The organism is Polynucleobacter sp. AP-Nickl1-40-C4, assembly GCF_035012665.1.
Lineage (GTDB): Bacteria > Pseudomonadota > Gammaproteobacteria > Burkholderiales > Burkholderiaceae > Polynucleobacter.
The window spans coordinates 121248-140204 of record NZ_JAYGQR010000001.1 but is presented as its reverse complement, the minus strand read 5'-3'; the positions used below and the strand labels follow the sequence as shown (position 1 = coordinate 140204).

The window sequence follows — 18957 nt, the reverse complement described above, 5'->3', positions numbered from 1 at the left end:
GGGCACCTAACAATTAATCCCGTCCAAACCGGCGGGATTATTTTTTGTCTTCTGGGTCTTTAAGAAGGTCGTAATGATTGGCTACGAGCAACATGGCAAGAGATGCGAAACCCATGGCAAAAAATTGCCATTGATGCAGCATCGCGGTGCCCGCTACAGTCATTAAGACTGTCCAGCCTATTGCCATCTTGGCTTTTTTAGAGAGAGGTTTCATTTTAGGCATCAACTTTATTCAGCATACGACGAAGTGTATCGTCCTTTACGACGTAATGTTGCCACAAGCCTGCTAAAGCATGAATGCCAATCAAAAAATAGAGTGAGTTTCCTAGGAATTCATGGATCCCTTCAACTACTTTTTTCATTTCTGGATTGGGGGTGACTAGCTGAGGCCATACCAAGCCAAAGAAGTGGATTTCTTTGCCGCCATACTGAAAATACAGGACCCCAAAGATGGGCGATATTAAGAGTAGGGCATATAGCAGCCAATGCATTGCCTTGGCCAATGAGATGAACCAAGTCTTTGGGTTTGTGGGTTCGGGAACGCTATAAGTCAAACGGATGATGAGGCGAAGAGCCATAGCTATAAAAATGAGCTGTCCGATAACGCCATGAATTGATTTGCATAGTTCACGAGGCTCGCTGCCTTTGGGAAACTGTCCTTTGAGCTCAATCACTGCAAAAGCAGCGACAACTAGGAAGAAAACAAGCCAATGAAAGAAGATAGAGGCGGGGTGGTATTTGATTTTCGGCATTGCATATAGATGTTAAGTGAATTCATCACAAATGATAATGAATCTCATTCACATTATTAATGCCAGGGACTTTACCCTTTAAGGCGGAAATTCAGGTTTAGTTATTAAGCCTAACCTTGGCGCTGAGCTCATTTACTAAGCCACGCTTGTCTATTTGGGAGAGCCTAAGAGCCTCAACTTCAAAATCTAGCTGTCCAGGATGAAATTCCTCGTCATTCTGAAGATGGATGACATAGGTCCACACCAGTTCGCGCCCCCGGTTTTTAAAAACATCGACTACTCGTTTCATCTGGGCCGCCTTTAAGGTGAAGCTTATTGATTGCCGATAGATGGACTGGCAATTTTCATCTGTTGGCTTAGGTTATTTTTTAGTGCCACTAAGTTTCTAGCTTCAATCCGAATGACTCCACCCCTTGGACTATCAATATCGGCAATCAAAAAGAAAGATACCGCGATAACAAAAGGGAAGATCATGAATAGGCCGATATTCTTCTCAAAATTCCGCGCGCCAAACCCAACCAATAGATTGGCGCAAATAGCGATTGCTGACATCAGCGCCCAGGCCGTAAGGGGGATGCGATTCCACCAAGCTGCTTGTACATAGCCTTGAGAATTCAAAACATCATTCATACCAGCAGCAACCAATGCAATAGAAGCAGTGTTTTGCGTGCGAACGGTTGGAAGAATCTCATTCCAGAGGGCAGTTTGCAATTGATCTGTTTTACTACGAATCTCTTCAATCTTTTCGGGGCTCTGTTTTGAGTAAAACAGAATGCGTTGATCTGTATATTGAAGTAAGAGGTCCTTGGTAGCCGCTGCAGCCTTTGGGAACAGCAGATCAGCTCTTAAGAATTCGGTACCAATGGCATTTGCCTCGCCTTCCTCAAAGAGCTCTCGCTGATCATGGCGATTGATAGCCATTGAGAAGGTAAAGCCAATAATTAAGGCTAGCAAGGTTAAGGTGGCGGTCTGAATAATGCCAAGATCTGCAGATGTCTCAGTATCTTTTGTACGGTAGCGACTCAGTGCGGCATATCCAAACCAAACAGAGAAGGCAAATACTGTAAGTGAGACGCCAAAGACAGCAAGAGGGTGGTTGAGGATGGGAAAAATTTAAAAGGTTCCTGGATACAAAATATCTTTAGTCACATTCTGAATATCGCGATGACCTGTGAATGCCATAGTGATATCCAACTCATTGTGAATTAACTCTAAACACTTGGTGACACCAGCCTCACCCATGGCGCCTAAGCCATATAGGAAAGGGCGACCAATCATCGTGCCGCGCGCACCCAAAGCCCATGCTTTTAAAACATCTTGACCTGAGCGAATGCCGCCATCCATCCATACTTCAATATCTTTGCCAACAGCATCCACAATTCCAGGTAAAGCCTGAATGCTAGAAATCGCGCCATCTAATTGACGGCCGCCATGGTTGGAGACAATTAAAGCATCGGCGCCCGAGTTTGCTGCCAAGCGCGCATCACCTTCATCTAAGATACCTTTGATAATGAGCTTTCCACCCCAGAGTTTTTTAATCCATTCCACATCACCCCAATTGAGGCCCGGATCAAATTGCTCTGCAGTCCAAGAAGACAGTGAAGACATATTGCCGACACCAGTAGCGTGACCAACAATATTGCGAAAGGTTCTGCGTGGCGTCATAGCCATACCCAAGCACCAGCGTGGCTTAGTCGCCATATTGATCATATTGGCAATCGTCAGCTTAGGAGGGGCGGAGAGGCCATTCTTAAGATCTTTATGACGCTGACCTAGGATTTGCAAATCCAGAGTCAGAACTAGTGCGGAACATTTGGCTGCTTTAGCGCGCTCAATTAAGCGCTCAATAAAGCCGCGATCTTTCATGACGTAAAGTTGGAACCAAAATGGTTTTGTAGTGTGCTCCGCCACATCTTCAATTGAGCAAATACTCATAGTAGATAAGCAAAATGGCACACCAAACTTTTCAGCAGCCTTGGCTGCCAAAATTTCACCATCGGCATGTTGCATGCCAGTAAGACCTGTAGGTGCCAGCGCCACTGGCATTGCAACCTCTTGGCCAATCATGGTTGTCTTGGTGGTGCGGTTAGTCATATTGACCGCTACACGCTGACGCAATTTAATCTTTTGAAAATCGGATTCATTGGCACGGTATGTTGACTCAGTCCACGATCCCGAGTCTGCATAGTCGTAGAACATCTTAGGGGTGCGCTTTTGATGGAGGACCCGCAAGTCTTCTATATTGGTAATGATTGCCACAATGTATCCTTCTTTTTGATGCTATTTTGTAGAAGCAAAAGCTTAATTTAAGCTCTATCTTAGCAATACCGGGGATTTGTTTCTACAATGCTAGGGTATCCCTTGCTTGGGAACCTTAAATAACCACCTCCCCAATAAGCCCCAGAATGCAACAACTGAATTTCGCCACAATTGCCTACTTGCTCATAGCTACTGCTTTATGGGCGGGTAATGCAATCGCCGGGCGAGTATTGGTTGGAAGTATCTCCCCCATTACCTTAAGTGCAGTCCGCTGGGGATTGGCTGCCTTACTTTTGCTTCCTTTGGGTTGGCGTGTGCTGATGCCGGGAAGTGCTTTATGGCAAAACAAGAAACGTTTTCTACTCTTAGGTTTATTCGGGGTAGGTAGCTACAACGTGCTGTTATATCTCGCTCTTCAAACATCTACCGCCATTAACGTCACCCTGATCGGTGCCAGCATGCCCATCTGGATGTTATTTATTGGTGCGGTGTTTTATCAAGTAAAGCCTAGCATCTTGCAGATGATTGGCGCAGTGGTGAGCTTGTTAGGTGTTGGTATTGTGCTTACCCGTGGAGATCTAGCAGCCTTACTGTCTATGCAAATGGTGGTGGGCGATCTTTTAATCATGCTGGCCACAATCTTGTGGGCCTTTTATAGCTGGATGTTGAGTCGACCAGGCTCTAGTTCGGAGCGCCAATGGCCATGGGCTGAATTTTTAATGGCGCAAGTAACGGTGGGTCTTTTGTGGACGGGATTTTTTGATGGTTTTGAAATTGCAGCTGGGCATGCCTTTCTGGATCTTAATTGGTGGACCACCTCTTTAATTCTCTTCGTGGCAATTGGCCCGTCCTTGATTGCTTATCGTTGCTGGGGTCTAGGTGTGAATGGAGCGGGTCCTACGCTCGCTGCCTTTTTTGCTAATTTCATACCCTTATTTACTGCGCTTTTATCGGCTGCCTTGCTGGGCGAGCCTCCCCAGCTATTCCATGGGGTCGCCTTTGCTCTGATTGTGGCGGGTATTGTTATCTCCTCAAAAAGAGGAAGGTAAATCTGCCAAAACTGGCAAAAATGACCTTTTAAGCAGGGTTTTGGAGTCCGGTCCCCAAGAAAGCCTTAAATCAGTATCATTTAGGGCTAATCACAGAAATCCCTAGGAAACTACTATGCCAGGCTTACTCCCCAATGTTGATCCAGATGGTTTATTAGAGTTCTCGGTTGTTTATACCGACCGCTCTTTAAATCACATGTCTGAAGAGTTCAAGCGCGTGATGGTCGATATTTCTAGCATCCTTAAGGATGCTTATAACGCCAGCTCTGCAGTCATCGTGCCCGGTAGCGGAACTTTTGGTATGGAAGCAGTAGCACGCCAATTTGCTAACAATGAAAAATGCTTAGTCTTGCGTAATGGTTGGTTTAGCTATCGCTGGACGCAAATTTTTGATTTGGCGAACATTACTAAAGACGTGACGGTTATCAAAGGCCATCAGTTAGAAGATTCAACACAAGGTGTATTTGCACCAGCTCCAATTGAGGAAGTGGTTGCCTATATCAAGAAAGAAAAACCAAGGGTAGTATTTGCGCCGCACGTAGAAACATCTGCCGGCATCATTCTGCCAGATGATTACCTCAAAGCAGTCGGTGAAGCAGTGCGCTCTGTAAATGGTTTGTTTGTATTGGATTGCATTGCCTCTGGTGCAATGTGGGTTGACATGAAGGCGTGTAATGTTGACGTATTGATTACTGCACCTCAAAAAGGTTGGAGCAGCTCCCCATGTTGCGCATTGATCGCTCTAGGTGAGCGTGCACGTGAGCGCATTGATGCAACCCAAAGCAGTAGCTTTTCTATGGATCTCAAAAAGTGGCTACAGATCATGGAAGCATATGAAAAGGGTGGCCATGTGTATCACACCACCATGCCGACTGATGCCTTAAAGATTTTGCGCAACGTAATGAAGGAGACCCAGTCGCTTGGCTTCGCTGTATTAAAGGATAAGCAAGTAGAGTTGGGCACAAAAGTGCGCAACCTATTAGTCTCTCAAGGCTATAGCTCTGTAGCTGCCAAGGGCTTTCAAGCTCCTGGCGTAGTTGTTAGCTACACCAAGGATCCTGATATTCAATCTGGTAAGAAGTTTATTGCCCTGGGTATGCAAACTGCTGCAGGCGTTCCCTTGCAGTGTGACGAGCGTGCAGATTTCCGCACCTTCCGTCTTGGATTGTTTGGTTTAGAGAAGTTGGCAAATGTTGATCGCACAGTTGGACATCTTGCTACCGCATTAGAAAAAATTACTGAGACTGAGGAACTACCTGCGTAATCAACTCAAGTAGTTCAGCATTAAGCAATAAAGGTCATCAGATGATGGCCTTTATTACATCTGGAAAATTGCATTGATCAGTCGCCTATCTAGCTAGTGGATTAGGAGTGGCATCGCCAATCTTATGAAGTACATTGTTATCGACATGATGAAATAACTCTGCTTGATCTTTAATCTTCATCACGGTGTCTTGTTCATAAGACCAAGTGCCATCATCGTGAATTGAAACCTGAATGCGAAACTCTACTGTTCTGAAAGCGTAGTCTAAGAATGGATTAGAGGAGATGCCCGCACAGCGATCACCTTCTTTTGCATTCAGTTCAAATTGCCTAGCATTTGCTGCAGCGTAACCAGAAGCCATCGTAATCATGCCTCGAGGAATAGTCAGTGTATGAATGATGTTGCCAGTTGCAGGCTCCCATAACCAATACCCTACTTGATCATGATAGGTCTTTACTTGGGCGGGCTTGGTAATGTGGGTGTGGTATCTCAAGCCATAAAAAAGCTGGGGGCCATTGGTTTGGGGGTCAATGGGCTGAAGCTCAATTCTCTCAACATAAGCTTGCTTCTTAGGTCCTTCTGCTTTGGGCTTTACGTCTAAGCCACGAACTCCTTCCCAGATGCCAGCCATGCCAGTCAAGGGCCCAAGCTGTTCTAGGGTATTGACGGAGTAGCCTTGGGGCTCAGTAAAAATGTCGTTCGGAAAACCACTCATAAGCAACCTTTAAAAAATGAAGCATTTTTCTCAAATTTTTGAGTATTATTAAATTATCCACAAACTATCTTGGAGAATTACATGATTTCTCGTATCGCGCGCTTGAGCCTGGCAACCCTTATTTCTGCTGCTATCGGCATTGCCCCCATCTCTGTGATGGCTGCTGATCCAGCTCCTGCACCTGCACCAGTGGCCGCACCTGCTGCCGCTCCAGTGGCCGCACCTGCCGCCACTCCGGTTGAGAAGTCAGCTGAGAAAAAAGCAAAGAAAAAAGCAAAGAAAGAAAAGAAAGCTGAGAAAAAAGCGAAAAAGAAGTCCAAAAAGAAGGCTAAAGCAGCAGCTGACGCCGCAGCTCAGTAATACACATAAATGAGTCCCCCTTAGTTGAGGGGCTCCGCACTATCGAAGTCATCAGATCCTTTGGGATTTGGTGACTTTTTTGTTGGCGCATCATTGCGCACTAACAACCACATTGCAGCCATCACCAAAGTCATGCCACCAATTTGTGTCCAAGTGATTGGCTCCGCCAGAATGAGGTATCCCATAAAGATAGTGGAGACTGGGCCAAGTATTCCAGCTTGAGCTACGAGTGGAGATCCGATGCGGTTTATGGCGATCATAATTAGCAACATTGGAATAACGGTGCATAAGCTGGCATTCAGTAGACTAAACCAATAAATAGGTAGAAGCTGTTCAAATATTGCCATTGGGTTGTGGATGGTTGATTGCACTATGCTCAAAAATGCCGAGGCTGAACTGGCATAGACAACCAAGCGCACGCTACCAATACGCTTCACCATTTCTCCGGCGCCAATCATGTAGGCTGCATAGGAGCAGGCACTACCGAATACGAGAGCCATGCCTAACCAAGCGCCAATGCCAGTGGAGCTAGTATCTTGAATAAAGACAATGAAAACGCCAATGTAGCCAACGATGAGAGAGAGCCACTGTAGTTTAGAGACCGGTTTCTTTAAAACAAAATAAGAGATTAATAAAACAATGGTTGGCGTGAGGTAGAGAACAATTCTCTCCAGGCCAACCGAGATGTATTGAAGTCCCAAGAAATCAATGTAGCTAGATAAAAAGTAACCTAAAAATCCGAGGAAAAATAATTTGGAGCGATCAAGCCAGGTGATGGGGCTCATCGCCTTGCGGCGCGACTCCCACCAAAAGATCCCCCAGAACAAGGGGAGCGCCATGAGCATGCGTAAGGCTAGGAGGGTCTCCGCATTTGCACCATAACCAAAGGCGAGCTTAACCAAAATAGCTTTGCCGGAAAATAGCATAGAGCCTACTCCGGCTATCAAAATGCCATAGAGGTAGCGTCGGTGGTGATGTGCTGCGCTTACTGAATGCATAACGATTTATAACAGCTTATTGAGTAGTGCTCGCATTTCTAAAATAGTCTCAGAGGGCGTTAGACCTATAGGACCAATCCCTTTACTCACTAGACTATCTGCCGCGCTGGCGTGCAACTCAACTGCAATCCCAGTGGCTTGCCATAGATCCAGTTGATGGCGTATACCTTGAGCGGCGATAGCGGCAATGCTTCCCGTCAGAATATCTCCCATGCCTCCAGTGCCCATACCGGCATTACCGGCAAGGCATTGAACTGGAGAATGTTGGGATGAGGCAATCAGAGTGTGCTGCCCTTTAAGAACCACGATCGATTGGGTTAATTCAACTAACTTTTGAATGGCGTCCACACGATCTGATTGCACTTTTTCTGTGGTGGTCATTAAAAGCTTTGCCGCTTCGCCGGGGTGAGGGGTGAGAACAGTCAACCCTGGAAGTGCTTGATTACGAACTTGTAGCTTCTCGAGTAGCTCAGTAGATTCACTGATTAAGTTGAGAGCATCAGCATCAATTACTAGTGGAATGTTGGAGTATGAAAGTGTTGCACCTAGGCATTGAATTGCTAAAGGAGATTTGCCAAGGCCTGGGCCAACAGCAATAACATCGGGCTGAGCGGTATTCAGTGTTTGACGAATATCGTCTGTCGCAAGATGAATCATGAGCTCGGGGTGATCGAAATCTGCGTGTGCTGAAGCAGGATCTAAGATTTCTAAGATAGTCCAGCCTGCGCCTAGATGTAAGCAAGCATTACCCGCCAAAATCAGAGCGCCCGCCATTCCTGGTGCGCCACCTATTAAAACAACTTTGCCTGCATTGCCTTTATGTTCTGAAGCCTCGCGCTCAAGAAATTTAACCAATTTAAGAGCGTCAAGGGTGTCTGGTTTGATGGTCATATTAATAGTATCGCTCTGATTTAAGAGGTCTTGAGCAAATTACAGGAAAGAGTATGCTGAACATATGAAGATCCAATTTCTTGGTGCGGCAGGTGAGGTAACAGGCTCTCGCCATTCAGTTGAGGTCATGTTATCTGGCATGCCAAGGCGTTTCCTGGTTGACTATGGCATGTTTCAGGGTGGCCGCGAGGCAACAAATAAGAATCTCGAGCCTTTACCATTTCCACCAAAAGATCTCGATTTTGTAGTGCTAACGCACGCGCATATTGACCACAGTGGTTTATTGCCTCGTCTATGTGCACAAGGTTTTGCTGGGCCCATTTACTGTACAAATGCCACCTTTGAATTAATAAAAATTCTATTGCTCGATAGCGCCCATTTGCAGCGCGCAGACGTAGAAAGAGCCGAGAGAAAGATCAAGGCAGGAAAGTGGCGTGGAGAGGTGCCTGTTGCGCTCTATTCCAAAGAGGAAGTTGAAATGACTCTGGCTCAGTTTGAGCCTTTGGCATATGGGCAGTCATTAGAGTTGATGCCTGGAATTCAGTTGGAATTTCATAATGCCGGACACATTTTGGGTTCTGCTATCGCTGTTATCGATGTTGTAGAAGATGAGCTTCAGAAAAAGCGTTGTGTATTTTCAGGTGACATCGGCATGAAGGGTAAAGTCTTAATGCCTGACCCTGATTTAATTCAAGAGGCTGATGTTGTTGTGGTTGAATCTACTTACGGAGATCGATTACACCGCAGCTTGCAAGATACCGAGGATGAGTTAGTTGAGGTTATCACCTCAACCATGACCGCCCATGGCAATGTAGTAATGCCAGCTTTTGCAGTAGGCCGCACTCAAGAGATTTTATTTCTCTTAATCGACTTAGTACGAAGAGGGCGTCTACCCCATTTAAGCATTTGGGTTGACTCACCTATGGCTACTGCAGCGACACATCTCACCCAGCACTTTTTCTCACAATTGGATGGCCAGTCTCAAGCTACTTTTGCATGGTACAAAAATAACCCGGAGTCTGTAGATCTTCGGTTTATTGCGGATGTGGAAGAGTCAAAAGCCTTGAATAAAATTAAAGGTGGAGCAATCATTATTTCAGCAAGTGGGATGTGTGATGCTGGTCGTATTATTCATCACTTAGCCAGTAATTTGCCACGTGCTCAAAATGCCATTGTCATAACTGGATTTCAGGCTTATGGAAGTCTGGGTAGACGATTGGTGGAGAAGGTGGAGAAGGTTCGACTATTTGGTGAAGAGATTCCGGTTAAGGCCTCGATTCACACAATTGGTGGTTTATCTGCTCACGCTGATCAGGCGGGTTTACTAGACTGGCTTAGAGGATTCAAGCGGGAACCAAGCGCTGTCTTTGTTGTGCATGGTGAACCAGAATCATCATCAGTTTTAGCTCAATGCATCAGGGACGAATTGCATTGGACTAAGGTCATTATTCCTGAGCGCTTGCATTCTTATTGGTGCTAACTCAATAATCTTATTTAGTCGGCCACTTTTGCGCCTTGGATGTTATGACGTTTCATAGCGTCTGCCACAAACCCAGTCTGCTTGAGTTCAGTGATGACACTGCTTAAATAGGCGTTTGCACTTTCATAATTGGCTCTAGCCTTAGGAATGCCAATCGCTTGATTGATCACCATGAAACGACCGGGTAGCATCCGTAATCCCCCGTAGCGCTTGGCATCACTCTCTAGCTGCTGTTTTACGCCTGCCGCAACATTTCCAGTTCCAGATATAAAGTCATCAATCACTGCCTGTGAGCTTGCGGCTCTCAGGAGGGTGGCATTCTTAATCTCACGCGTAAGGTAAAGATCATAAGCGCTGCCTTTGCCTACGACAATTTCATTGCCAGCAGCATCTGCTTCATCATTCGTCTTTAAAGCAGAGGAGGCCTTCACCATATAGGCGCCTTCAATTTGTATATAGGCTGGGGTATAGCTAATATCAGCGCCACGAATAGGATCTATCGCCACAAACACCAAATCAATTTCTCCAGTCTTCACTGCATCGACTGTTGCACCTGCCGATTTAAAGGGGATTAACTGCACGGGCAATGAAATGCGTTTTCCAATCTCATTGGCAATATCAATCGTCACTCCGTACAAGTTTTTTGAATTTGGATCTTCATTAGCAAGAACCGGATTTCCTAAATTAATGCCAACACGCAAAACACCAGTTGGGGAAAAAGAAGATAAGGTGGGCTGATCAATGGTTTTCATGGGCTTGGATGAATGACTAATAGCAAGTTGCGATATGCACAAAAGCGTCAGAGATAGGAGTGAGGAGAAAATCGGCTTCATCAAAATATAGAGATAAAAAAACCGCGGCAGACCGCGGTTTTATCAGCAAAAGAAGAAATTACTTCTTAGCATCAGCCGCTGGAGCAGCAGCAGGTGCTGTTGGAGCAGCGGCAGGAGCATCTTTCTTAGCTTCTTCCATATGAGCAGCTTCTGCACCATGCTTTTCGCCGCCCATATCAACGTTGCCGTCGCCTTTGAGGAGTAAGTAGGCGGTGGCACCAATTAAAACTAGCACCATGATGATGATTGAACGGTTGCTCATTGCTTTTCCTTCGATTTAGTTGATATTCTGGCAATCTTAACTCGGCTTAATTGCTAGGTAAATCCTGATAAGCCCTAAGCCCTCAAATCCTTGGCTAATCTAGGTGTTAATACTGATTTAGTTCGCAGAGTAAGATGGGCCTAAATAGATGTCAAAAGGTTGCAACATGAGTCCAAAACTCCCCATTAATAACTCACAGACGATCACTGAGTTTTTAAATCTTCACAAGAGTCAAATAGCAGAAGAAGATTCCGAGGATTCTTATAAGTTTGCTTTTGGTGATGAAGCCTTTTTAGCTCGAAGAGAGACTATGGGTATTCGTTTTGAGTTGGAGTTACTCAAGCCCGATGTGCTGCTTAAAGAGCACGGTATCGAGCATACGATTACTGTCTTTGGTTCAACTCGATTTATCAGTCATACTGAAGCATTAGCTCTGAAGAAAAAAGCAAAGACTCCAGAGGAAATTGCAGCCGCTAACAAATCGCTTCTGCACAGCAAGTACTACGAATCAGCCCGAGAGTTCGGTTCTTTGGTTGCTCATTACAACGCGACTCAAGAGAGTAACTTCAATAAACTTCATATTTGTACAGGCGGCGGTCCTGGAATTATGGAGGCTGCTAATCGAGGTGCATTTGAAGCGGGCGATAAAACTATCGGCTTTAATATCAGTCTACCTAGAGAGCAGCAGCCCAATCTATATGTCAGCCCGGGCTTAAGTTTTCGCTTTCATTACTTCGCGCTACGCAAGATGCACTTTATGTTGCGCGCTAGAGCAATCGTAGCTTTCCCCGGGGGGTTCGGTTCCATTGATGAGTTATTCGAGGTGTTGACACTGATCCAGACTAAAAAAGTTGTTCCTATTCCGGTGATATTGGTGGGCAAAGAATATTGGAATGAGATGATTAACTTTGATCACATGGTGGAATTTGGTGTGATTGATCAAGAGGATATGCAAACCATTCACTTCTCAGAGACTGCCCAGGAGGCTTGGCAGGTGATTCAGGATTGGTATCAATTGGGTTAACAAGCGCTCGCCTGTAAAATCACCACCATGAATCTATCTCAAACTAGCATCGCTACATCACTAGATCTTCCTGGCTATCTTTTGGGTGCCTCCATGCTCCTGTTGATCATGGTTTTTCATGGGGTAGCGTTACTGCAGATTGCCAAGCGCTATGAAGTGAAAACTTTTCTGTATTTGGCTGAGAAAAAATACTCTGCTGTGGCTCTCTGTTTTTACGTGAGCGTCTTCTGTTTGTTCTTAACCCATATCGCTGAAATACTGATTTGGGGTATTGCTTTGTACGCATTCAAGTTACTACCCGCTCTGGGGCAAAGTATTTTATTTAGCGGCAGTACCTATACGGCAATGGGATTTATGGAGGACATTCTTCCCGATGGCTGGAAGATGCTGGCAGTGATCATTGCTTTTTCTGGAATGTTTTCCTTTGCATGGACTGCATCAGTCATGATTTCCATGACCAAGAACTTCCGCCAAGCCTATACCAAGCTCCATATGAGAAAACTTAACATCTCATCTGACATCATTGATCGTTTTGAGTAATCGATGAGTAAAACTTGGGATGCCATCATTATCGGTGGCGGGGCAGCTGGCCTATTTTGCGCAGGAATTGCTGGTCAGTTAGGAAAAAAAGTACTTGTGCTGGATCACGCAGAGGTTTTGGGCGAAAAGATTCGTATTAGCGGTGGTGGACGTTGCAACTTCACCAATCTCCATAGTAGCCCAGCTAACTTCTTATCTCTCAATCAGCATTTTGTAAAAAGCGCACTCGCTAGATACCCCTCAACAGAATTTATCAAGCTGGTGACATCTCATGGCATTAATTATCATGAGAAACACCAAGGCCAATTATTTTGCGATGATTCTGCCAAACAAATCATTGAGCTATTGTTTGCAGAGTGCGCCAAAGGAAATGTGACCATACGTCATCCAGTCTCCGTGCAATCAATTGAGCAAGAGGATGATCGATGGCTCATCCAAACGAATGCTGGCACCGAAAAAACCAAGTCAGTAGTCATGGCAACGGGTGGTTTACCAGTGCCCGCCATTGGAGCCACTGCTTATTCCTTGGATGTTGCAAAGCAGTTTGGATTAAATGTGGTTGATCCTAGGCCTGCTTTAGTGCCACTCTCATTTACTGCAGATAACTTCGGCGATCTCAGTGAATTAGCTGGTCTAGCTGTCCCAGTCAGAATCGCCTCCGGCTCTAAGGGATATCGATATGGCGCCTGTAGATTCAATGAGGACTTACTTCTGACCCATAAGGGCTTATCTGGTCCCGCAGTTCTTCAGGCTAGCAGTTATTGGGAAGAGGGCGAACCGATTCACATCGATTGGCTTGGCGCAATTGAGCGTCCTGGAGGATTTAACTGCGATGAGCTTTTTAATAATGAAGAGAATCGCTTAAAGCTTACCGAAACGATTTTGGCTTCTGTGCTTCCTCAGCGCTTAGCTAAAGTATTTGCAGAGCAGCGCAATCTAATGAGTCGAAAATGGGCCGAAGTCTCTAAAAAGGATCGTCAAGCTCTCAAGGAGCTGCTCACGAATTGGTCTGTAAAGCCAGCGGGTACCTTGGGTTGGAAAAAAGCTGAGGTCATGTTGGGTGGGGTGGATACAAAAGAGTTGGACGGTCAAACGATGATGTCGCGCAAACACCAAGGGCTATTCTTTATAGGTGAGTGCGTTGATGTCACTGGTCATTTGGGTGGGCACAATTTCCAATGGGCATGGGCCAGCGGCTATGCTTGTGCACAATCCCTATAAATTTCTCATCGCACCAGGGCTTACTTCAGTTTTTTCTTCTTTTCACGCGAGCGGATATTTAAAAGCTCAACAGATAATGAAAATGCCATAGCAACGTAGACATAGCCTTTAGGAATGTGAACGCCCATCCCTTCTGCGATCAATACCACACCAACAACAGTCAAAAATGACAGGGCCAGCACTTTAATAGAGGGGTGGCGCTGAACAAAATCCCCGATGGGTTTAGCGGCAATCAGCATGATGAGCACCGAAGCAAGGACTGCTGCGATCATGACGCTAATTTGATCCACCATACCTACTGCTGTTATCACGCTATCTAGGGAAAAAATAATATCTAGCAAGCCAATTTGTAAAACAGAGCCAATAAATAAAGAGAGCATTGACTTGGCGCGGTCTTTCCCCTGAGAGTCAATTTGTTCATCACCATGTTCACCCACCTCTACTTCAATATAAATTTCTTTAGAAGCCTTCCAGATCAGGAAGAAGCCACCAAGCAATAAGATTAAATCTCTGCCGCTAATCAGGTGGTCGGAGATGCTTAAGAGGGGATTGGTAAGGCCCATTACCCACGATAGACTTAGCAATAAAAGAATGCGGGTGACAAGCGCAAACAAAAGACCAAAGCGGCGCACCTTCTCCCGAATTTCAGAGGGGAGTCTGTTGGCGATAACGCTAATAAAAATGATGTTATCAATGCCGAGAATAATTTCAAGGGCAGAGAGTGTCAGAAAGGCAATCCAAGCATTGGGATCGCTCAGGAGCTGCATCGTGCTTTCAATCATTTTTTACTTTGCGAATGGAGCTATTAATTAGAGTTTAGCGAATAACACCAAACCACTATTCCCGCTTAATGACCACATCATTAGTTGGGTTGATTTCTCATCCAATCCGCAGTGTTCAGAAAAGACTCTTCAAGTTGTTTCGCGGCATCACCAGTTATTCCGCAATCTTTCATAGCCTTATACATACAAGCTAACCATTGATCTCGTTCTTTTAAACCAATTTTGAATGGCAGATGTCGAGCCCTAAGCATGGGGTGGCCGTACTTCGGGGAGTAGATATCAGGACCTCCCATCCAGCCGGTGAGGAAGAACTTGAGTTTTTCCCTAGAGCCGGAAAGGTCCTGAGGGTGCATGGACCGTAGATCCTCAAAATGGGGTTCTAGGGCCATTAAATCGTAAAAACGGTCTACTAATGCGTCAATTTGATCTATGCCGCCTATAGACTCATAAATGGATATTTTTTCACTCATCTTGTCATTTTAATGCGGTAAATTCGGGGAATTGGCAGTTCGTCTATTTCGGTATAGAGTTAAATGCCAAAGCTTTATTAACCCTTGTTTATAGGAGCGTAAAAATGGATGCAAAAGAACTTCAAAAATGGCAGCGTGAAAAAGCAAAAGAATTATTCGATTACTCACATACTTTGCTTGAGGCAGCAAAAAAATTAAGTGAGCATCATATGGCGGAGATTGAGTGGGGTATGAAAAATGCCCTCGATAGCGCCAAGTCAGCCGCTAAGAACGATTTAGCTAAATTAAAAGACTTGCAGGAAGAAGCTGCAAAAGAAACTGCGAAACGTGCAGCTGCATATCAAAAGAAGGTAAAAGCAGTTTTAAAAGATCTCGGCGAAGGTGCTGCTGATGAAACTGAGAAGCATCTTGAAAAGGTTCGTAGCTCTTTGGTAACTTGGCTTGAGGACGCTGAAAATAAAATCCCAGCGCATACTGAAAAGCTATCTAAGGTAGTTCATGAAATGTCAACGACTGGTCAGAATATGTTTAAAGAAGGGCGTCGCATTGTGAACCAAGTGGCCGAGACTGCCGAAAAGAATATCGATGACTTGGTTAAAAAATCTGGTGGTAAGAAGAAGGCTGATGAATAGCCCTGATTAAACCAAACAAAAAAACCGCCTCATGACTGGGGCGGTTTTTTATTTCCAGCCTTGTAGCCATAGCTCGCTATTGGTGAGATCACGCCATGCAATTTGCGTAGTTTGCTTCGAGTAGACCGCCTCAATTTCGACGAACTCAATTTTCTCGTTTGGTGGTTCTGGCAGAATTACTTTACTCACCAAGAAATGCTTTTGCTTGGCAATCGGTTTAACTGCGGTCCATTTGGTGAGGAGTAATTTCTTAGGGCTGAGTCGATTCATCGGTAATGCATTCCTATTCTTTTTATAAGGCGGTGCACTGGAATTCTTGACCATTGATCAAAAGCAATCCTGAGGAGGGAGAAAATATGGTCTTCGATTGATTGGTTTGACCTGAGCATTTCTTATCAAAGTAGCTTTGGGTACCCAAACTACCGCAATAATCCAGTGCCGCCCCCTTAAATTCCATTTGGGCCTTTCGGAGCACCATGGTAATTTTAGACTCGGAAGGGGAGCTACAACTCCAAGTGGTGTATGTCTCTCGACCGCAGGCACTGAGCCCGAGAAGGATCGCAAGGTAGAAGGCTAGGCGAATTTGGGGAGGGATTCTCAAGGATTGCACCCCTAGAGGATAGCGATATTTCCAATATTTCGCCTAAGAATCAGGTTTGGTATTAATATTTACTGCAGATTGTTTAATAAACAACGCTTAGTCTTAATAAGACATTTAAAAACAAAAATATTGAAGGAGACGCTGTGGATACAAATCGGAGAGATGCGCTTAAATTAGGTGCATCTGCTGCTATTAGCGGTATGTTTATTTCTAATGCCATTGCTGCTACTGATGGTCAGCCGCCGATTGTGGTGGAGCCACTAACCGGTAAAGCAGGCCTTAGAATTGCTAACTATTTGCCAAAAATGGGTGCCACCTCAAGATTGGGATTGGTTACTAATGACGGTATGGTGGTTGATATCCCTGCGGAAGCGGCTCGTCAAAAAGTACAGCTCTCATTCGATCCTACCTCAATGATTTCATTGGCTGCCTCTGGCAACAAAGGCTTGAGTGAGTTGGCAACATTATTTAAAGGTCGTGGAAGTAATTTAGCCAATGTGAATAATGTGGTTTTGCTATCACCTATTCCTAAGCCACAAAGCAATATTTATTGCGTGGGCTGGAATTATCTAGACCATTTTGAAGAAGGCCTCAAGCATCGCGCCGATACTGCTGTGAAGGAGTACCCAAAGGTTCCTGTGCTCTTTACTAAAGGCACGCAAACTATGAATGGCCCATTCGATAACATTCCTTATGATGCCGGCATCTCCACCATGATTGATTGGGAGGCTGAGCTAGCAGTGGTGATTGGTAAAAAAGGCAAGAATATTTCTGAAGAGAATGCAATGGACTACGTCTTTGGCTATTCTGCCTTCAACGATACTACGGCGCGTGATATTCAGCAAAAGCGTCAGTCCGGCCAATGGTTTAAAGGCAAGAGCTTGGATGGTCATGGTCCAATGGGTCCATGGGTTGTTACTGCAGGTGGTGTCAATTTAGATGACACTCGCATTATTTGCCGTGTGAATGGCGTTGAAAAGCAAAACGCTAGTTACAAGCAAATGTATTTCAAGATCCCGGCAATTATTGCTGAGCTATCGCGTGGCTTAACATTATTGCCAGGCGACATTATTGCAACTGGCACTCCTTCTGGGGTAGGCGCAGGCAGAACTCCTCAGGAGTTTATGAAGCCAGGTGATGTTATGGAAACAAACATCACTGGCATTGGCATCATCCGCAACAAGATTGCTTAACTAATTAACTCAGTAAGCTTTCAGAACAACAGCAAGGACCTAGAGAACCCAGAAGTGATGAGTTCCGTCCTTGCCCAGTTGTTCCACTAAACCAAACTCCCAATCAAGATAGGCCTGCATTGCTGCAGGATCTACACTAGTGCCTTCATAAGGGCGCTTATAGCGATCCAGGGGAGGTGAGGCTAAATGACTCGGACCTTTTTCTAGATCTAATCCTGCCCTTACCCAGGCGGCATTACCACCTGCCAAAACGAGTACCTCAGCTTTAGTCAAGACTTGCACTTCCTGGGCAGCAAAAAGACTTAATTCAGCTGGTGCGCTGGTAATAACATAGCGATCTACCTGAGGAATTTTTTTCATTGCTTCAGTAAGTTGAGAACGGAGTGCATACCAACTTCCAGGGATGTGTCCTTTCACGTAGTTGGCATGTGTGCTGAAATCGATTGCAATGGTATTGCTATCGCTCTTAAGCCAATTGGAGACAGTAGCAGCATTAACACTCTCTATTTTTGGAAGGTCGGGTAGGGGCGCTTTCCAGATTCCTTTTTCCTTGAGATCGGAGGTATTGACTCCATCAAGAACATAAACATCCCAAGCCATTTGCGCCAACCAAGATGCGGGCATATTAGCGCGCACGCCACCACCACTTGGGTCTACCAACACTACACGTGCGCCACGAACTGGAGCAACCATCTCCGTTTCTTGTACAAGCTGTCCGCCTGGTACCGATCTAAAGCCAGGAAGATGACCTGCTTCATACTCTTCTGGAGTGCGCGTATCAAAGAAATAAGTCGTTCGATCGGCTTGTGCTTTCCATGTCTGTATATCGCCAAGGCTAGCGCGCTTAACGCCGGCTCGATCAGCAACACTGCGAGCGCGTACTGCTGCTTCATTTCTTGTGTCGTCACTCACTTCCTGAAACTTTCTGCTTTGTCCCTTATCCAATTCTTGGCCGGCAAGCGTCCAGCCAATCGTGCCATTACGTAGCGCATTAACTTTGTTTGGAATGCCGGCATTAATCAGCGACTGAGTGCCAATAATGCTGCGAGTTCTGCCGGCGCAGTTCACAATGACCTTCGTCTTTGGGTTGGGTGCTAACTCTGGAAGGCGCAGAACCAGCTCTGCACCTGGAACGCTAATACCGGTGGGAATGCTCATCGTGTTGTATTCATCAAAGCGGCGTACATCAACAACAACGACATCTTCTTTGTCATCGATTAATTGTTTTACTTCTTGCGCTGATAAAGAGGGGGTATGGACCTTGGATTCTACAAACTCACCAAATGATTTACTGGGAACATTCACATCTTTAAATACTTCACCGCCAGCTGCTTTCCAGCCTTGAACACCTCCCTCAAAAACCGATACATCGGTGTACCCAAGATTGATTAAGCGTTGCGCAGCTAATTGAGAAAAACCTTCGCCATCATCAAGGGTGACGATAGGTACATTTTTCTTTGGTAGCTTTGCGTAAGCATCAATCTCTACTCTGGAAAGAGGCAGGTTTGCGGCAAAGAGGGGATGCTCTTGCGCATGAGGATCTTCTTCGCGCACATCTAAGAATGCAATTTCTTCTTTGTTGAGGAGTTTATTGCGAACGAATGAGTGATTTTTAGTTTGAATTGCCATAC

23 protein-coding genes are annotated in these 18957 nt (G+C 45.3%); 9 read left to right on the top strand and 14 right to left on the bottom strand.

From position 1 onward, the window contains the following. Positions 1-37: 37 nt before the first annotated feature. From VC182_RS00625 to VC182_RS00605, 5 genes are all read right to left on the bottom strand, one after another. Positions 38-223 (bottom strand): hypothetical protein, encoded by a 186-nt coding sequence (locus VC182_RS00625; protein WP_072582959.1) that lies wholly within the window; start codon positions 221-223, stop codon positions 38-40. Further along, positions 216-752 (bottom strand): cytochrome b, encoded by a 537-nt coding sequence (locus tag VC182_RS00620; protein WP_072582958.1) that lies wholly within the window; start codon positions 750-752, stop codon positions 216-218. The genes VC182_RS00625 and VC182_RS00620 overlap by 8 nt, the downstream gene beginning before the upstream one ends. 97 nt (positions 753-849) lie before the next feature. Next, positions 850-1041, bottom strand: a complete 192-nt coding sequence (locus tag VC182_RS00615; RefSeq protein WP_072582957.1) for a hypothetical protein — start codon at positions 1039-1041, stop codon at positions 850-852. Positions 1042-1064: 23 nt separating this feature from the next. Continuing rightward, entirely contained in the window at positions 1065-1673 is a 609-nt protein-coding gene (locus VC182_RS00610; RefSeq protein ID WP_323484189.1) for a hypothetical protein, read from the bottom strand. A gap of 192 nt (positions 1674-1865) precedes the next feature. Further along, a complete protein-coding gene (locus tag VC182_RS00605) occupies positions 1866-3011 on the bottom strand; it encodes an alpha-hydroxy acid oxidase (protein WP_072582955.1) in 1146 nt (381 codons plus the stop codon). A gap of 146 nt (positions 3012-3157) precedes the next feature. Between VC182_RS00605 and VC182_RS00600 the strand changes: the two genes are divergently transcribed. Both VC182_RS00600 and VC182_RS00595 read left to right on the top strand, forming a co-directional pair. Next, positions 3158-4060, top strand: coding sequence for a DMT family transporter (locus VC182_RS00600; RefSeq protein WP_323484188.1), 903 nt, complete (start codon positions 3158-3160; stop codon positions 4058-4060). A 115-nt stretch (positions 4061-4175) separates the two neighbouring features. Beyond that, positions 4176-5324: an aminotransferase class V-fold PLP-dependent enzyme gene (locus VC182_RS00595; RefSeq protein ID WP_323484187.1), complete on the top strand. Its 1149-nt coding sequence runs from the start codon at positions 4176-4178 to the stop codon at positions 5322-5324. A gap of 85 nt (positions 5325-5409) precedes the next feature. Here the strand turns inward: VC182_RS00595 and VC182_RS00590 are convergent, their stop codons facing one another. Then, positions 5410-6039: an FABP family protein gene (locus tag VC182_RS00590; protein ID WP_323484186.1), complete on the bottom strand. Its 630-nt coding sequence runs from the start codon at positions 6037-6039 to the stop codon at positions 5410-5412. 81 nt (positions 6040-6120) lie between these two features. Here VC182_RS00590 and VC182_RS00585 point away from each other — a divergent pair, with 81 nt between their 5' ends. Further along, positions 6121-6399 (top strand): protein tyrosine phosphatase, encoded by a 279-nt coding sequence (locus tag VC182_RS00585; RefSeq protein ID WP_323484185.1) that lies wholly within the window; start codon positions 6121-6123, stop codon positions 6397-6399. A 20-nt stretch (positions 6400-6419) separates the two neighbouring features. On the opposite strand, the gene VC182_RS00580 is transcribed toward VC182_RS00585, so the two are convergent. Beyond that, positions 6420-7397: a DMT family transporter gene (locus tag VC182_RS00580; protein ID WP_215321772.1), complete on the bottom strand. Its 978-nt coding sequence runs from the start codon at positions 7395-7397 to the stop codon at positions 6420-6422. A gap of 6 nt (positions 7398-7403) precedes the next feature. Beyond that, on the bottom strand, positions 7404-8288 hold the full coding sequence (locus tag VC182_RS00575) for an NAD(P)H-hydrate dehydratase (RefSeq protein ID WP_323484184.1): 885 nt from the start codon (positions 8286-8288) through the stop codon (positions 7404-7406). Between the two features lie 64 nt (positions 8289-8352). Here VC182_RS00575 and VC182_RS00570 point away from each other — a divergent pair, with 64 nt between their 5' ends. Continuing rightward, a complete protein-coding gene (locus VC182_RS00570; protein ID WP_323484183.1) occupies positions 8353-9768 on the top strand; it encodes an MBL fold metallo-hydrolase in 1416 nt (471 codons plus the stop codon). Between the two features lie 14 nt (positions 9769-9782). Here the strand turns inward: VC182_RS00570 and VC182_RS00565 are convergent, their stop codons facing one another. Beyond that, positions 9783-10520 (bottom strand): ABC transporter substrate-binding protein, encoded by a 738-nt coding sequence (locus VC182_RS00565; protein WP_323484182.1) that lies wholly within the window; start codon positions 10518-10520, stop codon positions 9783-9785. Positions 10521-10659: 139 nt separating this feature from the next. Beyond that, the gene (locus VC182_RS00560) at positions 10660-10863 is read right to left on the bottom strand and encodes a hypothetical protein (protein ID WP_072582947.1); all 204 of its coding nucleotides are present in this window, start codon (positions 10861-10863) and stop codon (positions 10660-10662) included. Positions 10864-11029: 166 nt separating this feature from the next. On the opposite strand from VC182_RS00560, the gene VC182_RS00555 reads away from it, so the two are divergent. From VC182_RS00555 to VC182_RS00545, 3 genes are read left to right on the top strand one after another with little or no spacing between them, the layout of a single operon-like run. Continuing rightward, the gene (locus VC182_RS00555) at positions 11030-11887 is read left to right on the top strand and encodes an LOG family protein (protein WP_323484181.1); all 858 of its coding nucleotides are present in this window, start codon (positions 11030-11032) and stop codon (positions 11885-11887) included. Positions 11888-11914: 27 nt separating this feature from the next. Continuing rightward, positions 11915-12427, top strand: a complete 513-nt coding sequence (locus tag VC182_RS00550) for a hypothetical protein (protein WP_072582945.1) — start codon at positions 11915-11917, stop codon at positions 12425-12427. Between the two features lie 3 nt (positions 12428-12430). Further along, positions 12431-13648, top strand: a complete 1218-nt coding sequence (locus VC182_RS00545; RefSeq protein ID WP_323484180.1) for an aminoacetone oxidase family FAD-binding enzyme — start codon at positions 12431-12433, stop codon at positions 13646-13648. Positions 13649-13668: 20 nt separating this feature from the next. Here the strand turns inward: VC182_RS00545 and VC182_RS00540 are convergent, their stop codons facing one another. Both VC182_RS00540 and VC182_RS00535 read right to left on the bottom strand, forming a co-directional pair. Next, complete coding sequence (locus VC182_RS00540; protein WP_323484179.1) at positions 13669-14430, bottom strand: TerC family protein; 762 nt, start codon at positions 14428-14430, stop codon at positions 13669-13671. Positions 14431-14510: 80 nt separating this feature from the next. Then, positions 14511-14900: a group II truncated hemoglobin gene (locus VC182_RS00535; RefSeq protein ID WP_072582943.1), complete on the bottom strand. Its 390-nt coding sequence runs from the start codon at positions 14898-14900 to the stop codon at positions 14511-14513. 104 nt (positions 14901-15004) lie between these two features. On the opposite strand from VC182_RS00535, the gene VC182_RS00530 reads away from it, so the two are divergent. After that, positions 15005-15532 carry a hypothetical protein gene (locus VC182_RS00530; RefSeq protein ID WP_323484178.1) on the top strand — a complete coding sequence of 176 codons (528 nt, stop codon included), beginning with the start codon at positions 15005-15007 and terminating at the stop codon, positions 15530-15532. A 48-nt stretch (positions 15533-15580) separates the two neighbouring features. Here VC182_RS00530 and VC182_RS00525 read toward each other — a convergent pair whose 3' ends face one another. After that, positions 15581-15802 carry a TIGR02450 family Trp-rich protein gene (locus VC182_RS00525; protein WP_072582941.1) on the bottom strand — a complete coding sequence of 74 codons (222 nt, stop codon included), beginning with the start codon at positions 15800-15802 and terminating at the stop codon, positions 15581-15583. A 474-nt stretch (positions 15803-16276) separates the two neighbouring features. On the opposite strand from VC182_RS00525, the gene VC182_RS00520 reads away from it, so the two are divergent. Beyond that, complete coding sequence (locus tag VC182_RS00520) at positions 16277-17326, top strand: fumarylacetoacetate hydrolase family protein (RefSeq protein WP_216157118.1); 1050 nt, start codon at positions 16277-16279, stop codon at positions 17324-17326. A 39-nt stretch (positions 17327-17365) separates the two neighbouring features. Here VC182_RS00520 and VC182_RS00515 read toward each other — a convergent pair whose 3' ends face one another. Continuing rightward, positions 17366-18955, bottom strand: a complete 1590-nt coding sequence (locus VC182_RS00515; RefSeq protein ID WP_323484177.1) for a rhodanese homology domain-containing protein — start codon at positions 18953-18955, stop codon at positions 17366-17368. Between the last annotated feature and the right edge of the window lie 2 nt (positions 18956-18957).

Coding starts and splice junctions, on each gene's coding strand:
- VC182_RS00625 (WP_072582959.1), bottom strand. CDS start 223: ATGCCTAAAATGAAACCTCTCTCTAAAAAAGCCAAGATGGCAATAGGC.
- VC182_RS00620 (WP_072582958.1), bottom strand. CDS start 752: ATGCCGAAAATCAAATACCACCCCGCCTCTATCTTCTTTCATTGGCTT.
- VC182_RS00615 (WP_072582957.1), bottom strand. CDS start 1,041: ATGAAACGAGTAGTCGATGTTTTTAAAAACCGGGGGCGCGAACTGGTG.
- VC182_RS00610 (WP_323484189.1), bottom strand. CDS start 1,673: ATGGCTATCAATCGCCATGATCAGCGAGAGCTCTTTGAGGAAGGCGAG.
- VC182_RS00600 (WP_323484188.1), top strand. CDS start 3,158: ATGCAACAACTGAATTTCGCCACAATTGCCTACTTGCTCATAGCTACT.
- VC182_RS00595 (WP_323484187.1), top strand. CDS start 4,176: ATGCCAGGCTTACTCCCCAATGTTGATCCAGATGGTTTATTAGAGTTC.
- VC182_RS00590 (WP_323484186.1), bottom strand. CDS start 6,039: ATGAGTGGTTTTCCGAACGACATTTTTACTGAGCCCCAAGGCTACTCC.
- VC182_RS00585 (WP_323484185.1), top strand. CDS start 6,121: ATGATTTCTCGTATCGCGCGCTTGAGCCTGGCAACCCTTATTTCTGCT.
- VC182_RS00580 (WP_215321772.1), bottom strand. CDS start 7,397: ATGCATTCAGTAAGCGCAGCACATCACCACCGACGCTACCTCTATGGC.
- VC182_RS00575 (WP_323484184.1), bottom strand. CDS start 8,288: ATGACCATCAAACCAGACACCCTTGACGCTCTTAAATTGGTTAAATTT.
- VC182_RS00570 (WP_323484183.1), top strand. CDS start 8,353: ATGAAGATCCAATTTCTTGGTGCGGCAGGTGAGGTAACAGGCTCTCGC.
- VC182_RS00565 (WP_323484182.1), bottom strand. CDS start 10,520: ATGAAAACCATTGATCAGCCCACCTTATCTTCTTTTTCCCCAACTGGT.
- VC182_RS00560 (WP_072582947.1), bottom strand. CDS start 10,863: ATGAGCAACCGTTCAATCATCATCATGGTGCTAGTTTTAATTGGTGCC.
- VC182_RS00555 (WP_323484181.1), top strand. CDS start 11,030: ATGAGTCCAAAACTCCCCATTAATAACTCACAGACGATCACTGAGTTT.
- VC182_RS00550 (WP_072582945.1), top strand. CDS start 11,915: ATGAATCTATCTCAAACTAGCATCGCTACATCACTAGATCTTCCTGGC.
- VC182_RS00545 (WP_323484180.1), top strand. CDS start 12,431: ATGAGTAAAACTTGGGATGCCATCATTATCGGTGGCGGGGCAGCTGGC.
- VC182_RS00540 (WP_323484179.1), bottom strand. CDS start 14,430: ATGATTGAAAGCACGATGCAGCTCCTGAGCGATCCCAATGCTTGGATT.
- VC182_RS00535 (WP_072582943.1), bottom strand. CDS start 14,900: ATGAGTGAAAAAATATCCATTTATGAGTCTATAGGCGGCATAGATCAA.
- VC182_RS00530 (WP_323484178.1), top strand. CDS start 15,005: ATGGATGCAAAAGAACTTCAAAAATGGCAGCGTGAAAAAGCAAAAGAA.
- VC182_RS00525 (WP_072582941.1), bottom strand. CDS start 15,802: ATGAATCGACTCAGCCCTAAGAAATTACTCCTCACCAAATGGACCGCA.
- VC182_RS00515 (WP_323484177.1), bottom strand. CDS start 18,955: ATGGCAATTCAAACTAAAAATCACTCATTCGTTCGCAATAAACTCCTC.